Origin of the sequence: Luteitalea sp., from assembly GCF_044337415.1 — a bacterium.
Taxonomy (GTDB): Bacteria; Acidobacteriota; Vicinamibacteria; order Vicinamibacterales; family Vicinamibacteraceae; genus Luteitalea.
The window spans coordinates 1-10,177 of sequence record NZ_JBIINP010000156.1 but is presented as its reverse complement, the minus strand read 5'-3'; the positions used below and the strand labels follow the sequence as shown (position 1 = coordinate 10,177).

At 71.3% G+C, this 10,177-nt stretch carries 11 protein-coding genes; 2 read left to right on the top strand and 9 right to left on the bottom strand.

Annotated features, from left to right (window positions below; all coding sequences use genetic code 11):
- A partial coding sequence (locus ACIRDX_RS17275; protein WP_396626684.1) for a Calx-beta domain-containing protein occupies nt 1-2,070 on the top strand: 2,070 nt, incomplete at its 5' end.
- A 127-nt stretch (nt 2,071-2,197) separates the two neighbouring features.
- On the opposite strand, the gene ACIRDX_RS17270 is transcribed toward ACIRDX_RS17275, so the two are convergent.
- The 4 genes from ACIRDX_RS17270 to ACIRDX_RS17255 all read right to left on the bottom strand — a co-directional run bounded on the left by ACIRDX_RS17270 (nt 2,198) and on the right by ACIRDX_RS17255 (nt 5,930).
- Nucleotides 2,198-2,656, bottom strand: a complete 459-nt coding sequence (locus ACIRDX_RS17270) for a type II toxin-antitoxin system VapC family toxin (RefSeq protein WP_396626683.1) — start codon at nt 2,654-2,656, stop codon at nt 2,198-2,200.
- Nucleotides 2,653-2,895 carry a type II toxin-antitoxin system Phd/YefM family antitoxin gene (locus ACIRDX_RS17265; RefSeq protein ID WP_396626682.1) on the bottom strand — a complete coding sequence of 81 codons (243 nt, stop codon included), beginning with the start codon at nt 2,893-2,895 and terminating at the stop codon, nt 2,653-2,655. The genes ACIRDX_RS17270 and ACIRDX_RS17265 overlap by 4 nt, the downstream gene beginning before the upstream one ends.
- Before the next feature lie 110 nt (nt 2,896-3,005).
- On the bottom strand, nt 3,006-3,176 hold the full coding sequence (locus ACIRDX_RS17260) for a hypothetical protein (protein WP_396626681.1): 171 nt from the start codon (nt 3,174-3,176) through the stop codon (nt 3,006-3,008).
- A gap of 327 nt (nt 3,177-3,503) precedes the next feature.
- The gene (locus ACIRDX_RS17255; protein WP_396626680.1) at nt 3,504-5,930 is read right to left on the bottom strand and encodes a penicillin acylase family protein; all 2,427 of its coding nucleotides are present in this window, start codon (nt 5,928-5,930) and stop codon (nt 3,504-3,506) included.
- Nucleotides 5,931-6,003: 73 nt separating this feature from the next.
- Here ACIRDX_RS17255 and ACIRDX_RS17250 point away from each other — a divergent pair, with 73 nt between their 5' ends.
- On the top strand, nt 6,004-6,675 hold the full coding sequence (locus ACIRDX_RS17250; protein WP_396626679.1) for a YqgE/AlgH family protein: 672 nt from the start codon (nt 6,004-6,006) through the stop codon (nt 6,673-6,675).
- Here the strand turns inward: ACIRDX_RS17250 and ACIRDX_RS17245 are convergent.
- The 5 genes from ACIRDX_RS17245 to ACIRDX_RS17225 form a co-directional block, all read right to left on the bottom strand.
- On the bottom strand, nt 6,667-7,281 hold the full coding sequence (locus tag ACIRDX_RS17245) for a hypothetical protein (protein ID WP_396626678.1): 615 nt from the start codon (nt 7,279-7,281) through the stop codon (nt 6,667-6,669). The genes ACIRDX_RS17250 and ACIRDX_RS17245 overlap by 9 nt on opposite strands.
- Entirely contained in the window at nt 7,278-7,817 is a 540-nt protein-coding gene (locus ACIRDX_RS17240) for an RNA polymerase sigma factor (protein ID WP_396626677.1), read from the bottom strand. The genes ACIRDX_RS17245 and ACIRDX_RS17240 overlap by 4 nt, the downstream gene beginning before the upstream one ends.
- 19 nt (nt 7,818-7,836) lie before the next feature.
- The gene (locus tag ACIRDX_RS17235; protein ID WP_396626676.1) at nt 7,837-8,349 is read right to left on the bottom strand and encodes a cupin domain-containing protein; all 513 of its coding nucleotides are present in this window, start codon (nt 8,347-8,349) and stop codon (nt 7,837-7,839) included.
- Between the two features lie 161 nt (nt 8,350-8,510).
- On the bottom strand, nt 8,511-9,344 hold the full coding sequence (gene mutM, locus ACIRDX_RS17230) for a bifunctional DNA-formamidopyrimidine glycosylase/DNA-(apurinic or apyrimidinic site) lyase (protein WP_396626675.1): 834 nt from the start codon (nt 9,342-9,344) through the stop codon (nt 8,511-8,513).
- A gap of 11 nt (nt 9,345-9,355) precedes the next feature.
- Nucleotides 9,356-10,177: MFS transporter (locus ACIRDX_RS17225; RefSeq protein WP_396626674.1), on the bottom strand; the 822-nt coding region annotated here is incomplete at its 5' end.

Genomic DNA, 10,177 nt, shown 5'->3' with positions numbered 1-10,177 from the left:
ACGCAGCGGCCGCCGGGCCAGCCGCCGATCTTCCGCTTCTTCGATGCCAGCGCGCTGTGGTTCGACCCGCCGATCGCCACCGGGTACAAGTACACGATGGTCGGCACCACGCTGTTCACCGCCGTGCTCGACTTCCCCACCGGCATCGACGCCGACGACACGTTCACGGTGTCGGTCGGCAACGTCGTCCTCGGCCAGTTCGGGCCAGGACAGCCGGTGCGCTTCAGCCAGTTCGCCAGCCAGCTCGGCTCGTTGCTGGTACGGGGCGTCGGCGTCAGCAGCTTCAATGTCTCGGGCATTGCCCCGGCACGCGAGACCGAGGATCCGCTCGCCTTCCCGCTGCAGATCGAGTTCGACCTGCCCACGGGCACCTTCACGATGCAGGCGACCACCGATGCGGCTCCGCCCACGCCAGCATCCATCTCCCTCGCGCAGGCGACGCGGCGCGTGCTGCGCGGCGCCGGCACCACTGTCCTGACGGTGACCCGCGGCGGCGACACGACCGCCGCCGTCAGCGCGACCTTCGCGACCTCGGCGGGCACCGCCACGGCCGGGAGTGACTTCACCACCACCACGGGCACCGTCAACTTCGCCGCGGGCCAGACCAGCGCCACCATCGCCGTGCCGGTCGGCGCCGGCAGCGGCAATGCCACGACCGAGACGTTCACCGTGGCGCTCTCGAGCCCCAGCAGCGGCGCAGCGCTCGGGGCCACCACCAGTACCGTGGTCACCCTGCTCGACGGCAGCGCCGTCTTCACGCAGTACTTCGCGGAAGGCGCCACGGGCGCGTTCTTCGACACCCGGCTGGCGCTGCTCAACCCGGGCGGCACCGCAGCGGAGGTCGTACTCACCTTCCAGCGCGCCGATGCCACGGTCATCACCTCGGCGCTGACGCTCGCCGCTGGCGCGCGCGCCACCGTGCGCCCGGCAACGATTGCCGGGCTCGCGCAGGCCGAGTTCTCCACACGCGTCGACGCCGACGCCCAGATCGTGGCCGACCGGACGATGCCGTGGGACAGCACCGGCTACGGATCGCACGCCGAGACCTCGGTGGCGACGCCAGCGACGACGTGGTACTTCGCCGAGGGCGCCACGATGGGCGAGTTCGACCTGTTCTACCTGCTGCAGAATCCCGGCGCGACGGCGTCCAGCGTGGAGGTCACCTACCTGCTGCCAGCGCCGGCCGCGGCGGTCGTGAAGACATACACCGTGGCACCTGGGAGTCGCTTCACGATCTGGGTCGACCAGGAGGACCCGGTGCTGGCCCAGGCCGAAGTGGGATCGATCGTGCGCGTGGTGTCGGGCAGCCCGATCATCGCCGAGCGCTCGATGTATCGCACCGTCGCCGGCAGGTCGTTCAGCGCCGGGCACAACAGCGCCGGTGTCACGGCGCCGGCCACGTCGTGGTTCCTGGCCGAGGGGGCCACGGGCGCCTACTTCGATCTGTTCGTCCTGCTCGCCAACCCGGGCACGACAGACGCCACCGTCAACGTGCGCTATCTGCTGCCCGACGGCAACATCGTGTTGCGCAGCTACACGGTGGCGGCGCGGAGCCGCAGCAACATCTGGGTGGATCTCGAGGACCCGCTGCTGGCAGACACCGCCGTGTCGACCATCGTCGAGTCCACCAACGCCGTGCCGATCATCGTCGAACGCGCGATGTGGTGGCCCGGATCGTCGGCGACCTGGCACGAAGCACACTCGAGTCCGGGTGCGACGACGACGGGGGCGCGCTGGGCGTCGGCTGAAGGCGAGGTCGGGGGCAGCGCGAACGTGGCGACCTACGTGCTGCTGTCCAACACCTCGGCGTTTGCCGGGTCGGCGCAGGTGACCGTGCGCTTCGAGGACGGGACCAGCGCGGTGCGGACGTTCCCGCTGGCCGCGACCAGCCGCTTCAACGTCGACATGCGCGCCGAGTTCCCCGAGAGCGTGGGCAAGCGATTCGGCGTGACCGTCGAGAGCCTGGGCGCGACGCCGGCACAGCTGGTGGTCGAACGGGCGATGTACAGCGACGCCGGCGGCGTCACGTGGGCGGCGGGCAGCAACGCGCTGGCCACTCGCCTGCCGTAGCGGTGTGACGCGGGGCGCGACGCCTCGCGTCATCCCCTCGTCCAGCCACGCCGCGCGAAGCGGGAACGCGCGGCGTCGGCGCTGGCGCGCTGAGGCGCACGCAGCAGTGCGGCTCGGGGCGCGACGCCTACCGGAGAGGGCGCGCGCGAAGGGTGATGTCGATGGTACGAAGCCCCGACGCCTGCGCCACCGCCAGTTGGCGGGTGTCGGCAGACACGAAGGTGTCGCACCCTGCGGCGTGGGCGGCGGCGACGTGGAGCAGATCGAGGCTGCGCGCAAGATGCGCGGCGGTGTGCGTTCGCGAGAGCCGTCCAGCATCGGCGAACACCTGGTCGAGGGCCAGCGGCAGCTTGCGCAGGCGCTGCTCCTGGATGTCGGCGCGCAACTGGGCCTGGACTCCGCGACTCTCGTCGGGTGACAGCGCGCCGCGCCCGACGAGGAGCTCGAAGGCGTTGGACACCTCGAGTTCGTGCAGCGCGGTGAATGGGACCTGCCCTGCGGCCCGCACCGCGGCCCTGGCCGCTGCGGAGAACGACTCGGGCACGTAGATCGGCACCAGCGCACTGGAATCGACGTAGGTCGTCATCGGTCTCCACGACCGTCGATGACGATGGACGACGCAGGCACGGACACGCGTCGCCGCCCGAAGACCTCTCGCGTGCGCGCCTCGAGGTCTGGCCAGGGGCGCGCCTGCCCGACCTCCTCCGGCGGCAGCAGTCGGGCCACGAGTCGGCGATGCCTGGTCACCTCGATGGCTTCGCCCCGCTCGACGCGCTCCAGCACCGCCTTCAGGTTCTGCTGCAGCTCCCGCACCGACACACTCATGTCAGACATTTTGTCCGACATTGGCGACGGCCGTCAAAGACGGCGCGCGCGTCACCCTCAGGAGGGCAGGCGCCGGTCGCCCGACAGCGGCCGCGGGCGAGTGCAGGGTCTCAGGCGGCTCGACGGCTGCGGGCTGGGCCCGACGGCTGGTCGAGGGCGGCCTGCTCGAGCCGCCACAGCTCGGCGACGGCCTCGGCTTCGCGGTCGCCGAAGTCGGAGGCCTCGGCCTCCTCGACCGACAGGTCCCTGTAGGCGTCGATGATCGCGCGAAGCTCCGTCATCCGTGTGCTCTGGCGAACTGGATGCATGTGCGGTCCCCCGTCGGCGTCCCGCCACCCTCGGCTGGCCGGTCGACACCTCGTGCTTCGACCCGGACGACCGCTGATGACATTTCAGCCGCTTCCCCGACGTTCCTGTCATCGGCGGGGCGGCGGCTGCTGTCGCTGACCAGGTATAAGCATGTCCCATGCCACACCACCATATGATGACGATGAGGTCACATCGGCATCAACTGGTGGTGTTCCATGGCGTGAATTGCGGCTTTATGCCACGAACGCGCGGGGCCTCTGACCGTCGCCCAAGGGCGACGGCTACGAACAGCGAGGAGGTCACCGCGGCGAGAGGACCAGCCGCGACCGCGTCTCGCGCTCCACGGCCGGCCTGGAGTACACCAGCGGGAAGTACCCGCCCTGCGCCCAGAGCGGCGCGAGGTCGCGGTAGTGCGGGTTCGAGGGATCACCCGACTGGCCCGGCGTGTTGATGGCCACCGACGCATCCCACTGCCCGACGTCGGCCACCATGCGGAACGAGGCGCCCGCCGAGAGGCGGTAGTCGGTCGCGGCGTACGACGCGGCCATCGGCGTGGAACTCGACCCGCCGAGCGGGCCCGCCTCCACCGTGAGTCGTCGTCTGGTCGCAGCATCCACGCGGTCGGCCAGGGGGTGGTCGAACACGGCCACGTGGAGTCGCCCCCACTGCCAGCTCGCCATGTCGGGCCCGAGTCGCTTCTCGAGCTCCGCGAGCGCGTCGGCCAACGAGTCGGCCAGCAGGCGGGCGCGGCGCTCGGGGGGCAGCCACCCGGCATGGCCCTCCAGGACGCCCAGGACGCGACTGGTGTCGCCGGCGCCCACGCGCGGCGCGGCGGCCGGCGGCAGCACGGCACGCACCACCGCTCGCCGCAAGTGGTTGGTGAACCACACCTCGAAGATCGCCGCCTCGGCGCTCTCGGCACGCACGCGGCCGTCCCAGGTGCGCAGCAGGTCGAGCGCTCGTGCGACGGTGGGGCGTGGGTCGCGCACGTCGCGCAGCAGCGACACCACCCGCTGCGCCGGCAACGACACGGTATCGAGCTGGAAGGCGCGCGAGTCCTCGAGCCGGTGCGGCGCCGATGACGCGAGCAACTGCGTCAGGCGTCGCGCGCGGGAGTCGTCGCTCCACTCGTAGCCGATGCCCTTGCGGGCGGCCGGGTGATCGGCGGGGATGTTGTTCTCGTTGGCGGTCACCAGGTAGCCCGACGAGGGGTTGGACACGCGCGGCAGTTCGTCCATGTCGCGGAAGCCGGCCCATTCGTAGCGGCCATCGCCGGGGACCGGCGTCAGGCCGTCCCAGGTCGGGCGAATCGGCGTGAGTCCTGCGGCGATCCAGCCGATGGTGCCGCTCGTGTCGGCGTACACCTGGTTCTCGCCTGGCGCCCCCCAGCGGTTCATCGCCGCGGAGAACTGGTCCCAGGTGCGGGCGCGCATGTACTCGATCGACCCGAAGTACGGCGCCATGCCCTCCTCGAGCCACGCGGCGCGCAGCGCGAACGCACGATGGCGCTCCGCATCGGTGGCCAGCACCGGGCCGTGCCGCGTGAAGGCGATCGACACGTCGCGCGCAGCCTCGCCGCGCACCTCGATGCGCTCGGTGATCATCTCCATCGGGACCCAGCGGTCCTTGTAGCGGTACTCGCCAGGCGCGGCCGGGTTGGTCTCGTAGACGTAGAGGTCTTCCTGGTCCATGTAGAACCGCGTGAGACCGAAGGCGATGGCGTCGTTGTGCCCCACCGAGATGCCGGGCAGGAAGGGCTCGCCAGCGCCGATCACGTCGAGGCCCGGCGCCACCAGGTGACTGATGTAGCGCAGGCTCGGCGCGCCGTGCGCGCGATGGGGATCGCTGGCGAGCACAGGGCGACCGGTGGCCGTGCGCGACGGGGCGACGACCCAGTTGTTGGAGCCCTGCACGAGCGGCGCATCGAGGGCGGGCGGCAGGGCCAGCACCGCGAGTGGCGTCGATCCCGCGGGCGACGCGGCGGCCGACGCACGCGGCAGGGCCGGAAACCTCGACCGTGCGGTGGCCTCCTCGTACGCCCGGCGCAGTTGCGCGAACGGCAGCGCGCACGGGTCGAACCCGGGCACGAGCGTCGGCGTGACCTCGGGCACGAGGGCGCGTCGCAGCCAGTCGACGCGCGCGGCCTCGGGGCCGTCCTTGCAGTACGCCTCGGCGCGGTCGATCTCGCCCGTCAGGTTCAGCGTGAGCCCGTGATGGCGGATGCGAACGAGGTCGGCGGCCTGCCAGCGCGACGGACGGTAGCCGAGCAGCCGGAACTCCTCGGGCAACCGCTGCGGCTCGCGCTCGGTGAGCTCGACGTAGGCATTCACGCCGGCGACGAACGCCTCGGCGATGCGCTTGGCGTCGGATGCGTACGCCAGCCACTCGCGCTGGAGCGACCCGCGCCACAGCACCGCGCGCGCCATGCGGTCACTCTCCACGTACGCCGGCCCGAGGTCCTTCGCCATCTCGCCGAGTCCGCGCTTGCGCCACAGGTCCATCTGCCACAGGCGATCGCGCGCCGCGACGAAGCCCTGCGCGGCGAAGGCGTCGTAGAGCCGCTCGGCGTAGATGTGCGGCACGCCCCAGGTGTCGATGCGCACCTCGACGGGACGCTCGAGTCCGGGGATGACCGCCGTGTCGCTCGTGGATTGGCCGCCGAACCCCTGCGGCGTGGCGCCGAGCAGGAGCGCAGCGGTGAGCAGCGCGGGAAGCGTGCGAGGCATGGGCGCGATTCTATGCGCGCGGCGTCGGAGGAACGTCCTCGCATTCGGGCGGCGCTCTTGCGATGCTTGGGTCATGCGCGCACGCGTGCCGCTCCTCGCCACGACCGGCCTGCTGCTGGCGACCCTGCTCGCGACCGGTGTCGGAGGCGCGCGACAGCCGGGGCGCGAGGTGATCGTGCGCCAGTTGGCAGCCGGCACGATGCTGGTCGCCTCGCGCAACCTGCCAGACCCCAACTTCACCGACACGGTCGTCCTGCTCATCCAGTACGACGGGGACGGCGCGGCCGGACTCGTGGTCACGCGCCCCTCGCCGGTGCCGCTGTCGCGGGTGCTGCCAGACGCTGACCCGACCGGCATGCTCGGCACGCGTGCGTTCGTCGGCGGCCCCGTCTCGCCTGAGACCGTGCTCGCGCTCTCGCGCAGCGCGTGCGCCGGCTGTCGCGGGGTGACGCGCGGTGTGCATCTCGTGAACGACCGCGAGGCGCTGCGTGCGCGGCTGAGTGAGGGCGCCGACGATCGGCGGCTTCGGGTGTACGCCGGCTACGCGGGCTGGAGCGCGGAACAACTCGAGGCCGAGGTGCGCAAGGGCGCCTGGCGCGTCGTGGACGGCGATGCGGCGGCGGTATTCGATCGCGAGCCCGAGACACTCTGGCGACGGATGCTCGCGCGCGCGGAGGCAGTGCTCGCGCTCATGGGCACTGGCCGCGCGATGCCGCGCGACCACGTCGTCGACGGCCTACTGTAGTTCCCAGCCAGGCGGACCTGGGATCGTGCGCGTGTGGTGGAACGTGTACTCGCCGAGGAGGTGCTCGGTGCCCGAGGGATCGACCGCCAGCAACCTGGCGACCATGCTCGCGGTCGGCGACGCCTTGGCCCACGCCATCGACTGCTGGCACACCACGACGCCCGTGGCCTGATCGACCGGGATGTCCACCATCCGGCGGTGCTCGGTCCCGCCCAGGTCGCACCAACTGAGATCGATCTGCCCGGCGCGCGCGACGTCGGCAGCCAGACGAGCCAGCAGCATGTCGTCGTCGGCCGCCACCGTGCACTGGACGCTGCCCCCATGTGGAGGCGCGTACTCACGGATGCGCGCACCCGCGTCCGACGCACGCTGCACAAGTGCGTCGCTGACGATGACGTCGAGGTTGCCCGAGCGGGCGAGCGCGCGAAGGCCTTCGGCCAGGGCGATGCCCTCGCGCAGGGCGGCCCCGCAAGTGTCGCAGGCGATGAGGTGCTGCTCGACGACGTCTTCGTCAGGGGCGGTGAGCACGCCGAGCCAGTAGTCCATGAGGACGATGGCGTCGATGGAGCTCGGGCACGCCGGGCGACCCGAGGAGGCAGGACTCACGACGACACCCCCATGCAGGTGCGCAGCTGCTTGAGCGCACGGTGACGGATGACGCGCACGTTGCCCTCCGAGAGGCCGAGCGTCCCCGCCGCTTCCCCGGCGGTCTGCTCGTCGTAGAACGTCAGCACGATCACCGAGCGGTCGCGCTCGCCCAGTGCCTGCACGCAACGCCGCAGGCGGTCGTCGTCGAGCGCCGGGGCTGCCGACGGGCTCGGCACGAGTGCCGCCCCGAACGTGTCGAGCAGGTGCTCGCGTCGACGGGTGATCCGGAACAGGGCCTGCACCGTCGTGCGGCACGCGCCCAGGACGAATGGCGCGAGCTTGCCGGACTCGCGCAACCGCCCGGCACGCAGCGCCTCGATCATCACGAGCAACACCTGCTGCACCAGATCGTCGGCTGCGGTCGCCGACCGCAGGTGGCGGAGGCCGAAGAGCCGGATGCGCGGGGCCATGCGCCGGCACACCTCTGTCTCCGCATCGCGGTCGCCGCGTGCGATGCGCTCGACGAGATCGGCCTCAGCCAGGTCGGCCAGCATGGCCGACAGTCTACTCCGGTCACGCGCCGGCGAGCGTCGCCTGACTGGCTCGGGCGGCGATGGCCGCCGGCTCCTCCGGCAACGGGCCGTGGATGTCGATGCGGAAGCGCGCGGCGACGGCCATGAGCTGTGCCATGTCTGGCGGTGCAGGCGCGGAGGTGCTCAGTTCCACGATGAACTGCTCGAAACCGCCGGGAGTGCAGAGCAGGAGCATGTGCGCCGGCGCGTCGCCGAGGACCTTGAAGCCGTGCGGCACGTGGCGAGGCCCGAACACGTACGTACCGGGTCCGGCCACCGACCATGTGTCGCCGAGCACGAACGCCACCTCGCCGTCGATCACGTAGAACGCTTCGTCCTCGGCCTGGTGCGTGTGGTACGGCGAGGCGAAGCCGGGCGGCATCGCGAGGTGGTCCACGAGGCCGAAGGCGCCGCCGGTGGTGGCGCCCGTGGCCTGGACGATGGTGGGAATGCCGAGGAAGTGGACCGTGCCCGCCTGGGCGTGATTGCCGGAAGAAGTGGCCTGAGGGGTCATCGCGCGCTCCTGTGGCGCCGCTGGCGAGGTGCCGACGTCTCGCGCCACACCCGACATGTGTCGCGACCCCCTCGGGCGTTACAGGCCCCCCGGGCGAGGCGCAGAATCCCGCCTCGGCCGGCGCGGACGGCGTGGTGCCCGAGGCGCCGGTCGTCGCCTGCCTAGCGCTGGCAGGCGCGACAGTAGAACGTCGAGCGGCCGCCCTGCACGATGCGCGTGATCGTGCCGCGGCAACCCTCGGCCGCGCACGGCTCGCCCTCGCGGTCGTAGACGAGAAAGCGATTGGTCCGGTACGCGCCGCTGCGGGTCTGCTCCGCGATGGCCTTGCTCAACACCGTCTTGATCGCCGCGGTGAGCCGCTCCGTCGTCTCGCGCGGCCCGCCCGCGCGCGTCGCCAGTGTCGATGCCAGGCGCCGCGGCGACAGTCGCGCCATGTGCAGGGCCTCGGCTGCGTAGATGTTGCCGAGACCGGCCACCAGCTGCTGATCGAGCAAAGCCACCTTGATGGACGTGCGTCTGCCGGCACAGGCGGTGGCAAGCGCGGCCGCCGTGAAGGCGCGCGACAGCGGCTCCGGGCCGAGCTCGGCCAGCGTGGGGTGCGCGGCGCGCTCGTCTGCGGTGAGCAGGTCCATCGCGCCGAATCGTCGCGGGTCGTTGAACGTGACCATCCACCTGGACGACATCTCGAACACCACGTGGTCGTGCGGATCGCGAGGGTGGTCCTCGCCGGGCGCCAGGCCCATGTGCTCGACGCGGAAGTCCCCGGTCATGCCGAGGTGCATGAGCAGCGTGTCGCCGGTCGACAGGTCGAGCAACAGGTGCTTGGCGCGACGGCGCACGCGGGTCACGGTGGCGCCGGTCAGGCGATCGACGAAGTCCCAGCAGAACGGTCGGCGCAGGTTGGCGCGACGCAGCAGCACGCGATCGAAGCGCGCGCCCTGCATGGGCGGCACCAGCAGGCGGCGCACCGCCTCGACTTCGGGAAGCTCGGGCACGGTTCCAGGTCCTACACGTCCGCAAAGACCGGCTTGCTGGGATCGATCAGCGCCCAGCAGCCGGCGCCGACGAGAAAGAGGGTGCCCATCACGTAGAGCGGCAGGTCCCAGTTGCCGAACCAGGCCACCGAGTACGCCACGATCAGCGGGTTGAGCATCGCCACCAGGTTGCCGATCGAGTTCATCGTTCCGCCAACCACGCCGACGTGATTGCCGCCGATCTCGATCACCGTGCCCCATGCCGCGGCCAGCGTGAACATGGTGAGTCCCGTCGCGAGCGCAATCAGCAGCGCCGCCAGCACCGGCGACGGCGCACGCCCCGCCGCAATCAGCGACGCACCGACGAGCAGGTAGGCAACGGCGCCGAGTCCGCACCGCCCGACGCGCAGGCCGTACCTGGCGCAGAGCCGATCGGTCAGCACGCCGCCCAGCAGGTCGCCCGGCATGCTCACCAGCAGCGGCAGCCCCGCGAACAAGGCCATGCCCGACACGTTGAAGCCGTGGCGTTCGAGCAGGTACGACGGCAGCCACGTGATGCAGAAGTAGAAGATCATGCAGTTGGGCACGTACATCACGCTCAACGCGATCATGTTGCGGCTGCGCACGAGCCGCCGCCAGTAGGCGCGCCCGTGGCCGCCATCGACTTCCGGCGGCCTGTTCGCCTCGATCAGCGCCAGTTCCGATGGGCTGACCGACGGATGCTCCGACGGGTCGTTGCGGAACCACCACAACCAGATCGCGACCCACACGAGCCCGACCAGGCCGAACGTGACGAACACGCCGCGCCACGACATCACGCCGAGCATGCCCGGCCACGGCCCGAGCAGTCCGCC

Bases quoted from the DNA above. Each gene is read 5' to 3' on its own strand.
- ACIRDX_RS17270 (WP_396626683.1), bottom strand. From the start codon at position 2,656: ATGACGACCTACGTCGATTCCAGTGCGCTGGTGCCGATCTACGTGCCC.
- ACIRDX_RS17265 (WP_396626682.1), bottom strand. From the start codon at position 2,895: ATGAGTGTGTCGGTGCGGGAGCTGCAGCAGAACCTGAAGGCGGTGCTG.
- ACIRDX_RS17260 (WP_396626681.1), bottom strand. From the start codon at position 3,176: ATGACGGAGCTTCGCGCGATCATCGACGCCTACAGGGACCTGTCGGTC.
- ACIRDX_RS17255 (WP_396626680.1), bottom strand. From the start codon at position 5,930: ATGCCTCGCACGCTTCCCGCGCTGCTCACCGCTGCGCTCCTGCTCGGC.
- ACIRDX_RS17250 (WP_396626679.1), top strand. From the start codon at position 6,004: ATGCGCGCACGCGTGCCGCTCCTCGCCACGACCGGCCTGCTGCTGGCG.
- ACIRDX_RS17240 (WP_396626677.1), bottom strand. From the start codon at position 7,817: ATGCTGGCCGACCTGGCTGAGGCCGATCTCGTCGAGCGCATCGCACGC.
- ACIRDX_RS17235 (WP_396626676.1), bottom strand. From the start codon at position 8,349: ATGACCCCTCAGGCCACTTCTTCCGGCAATCACGCCCAGGCGGGCACG.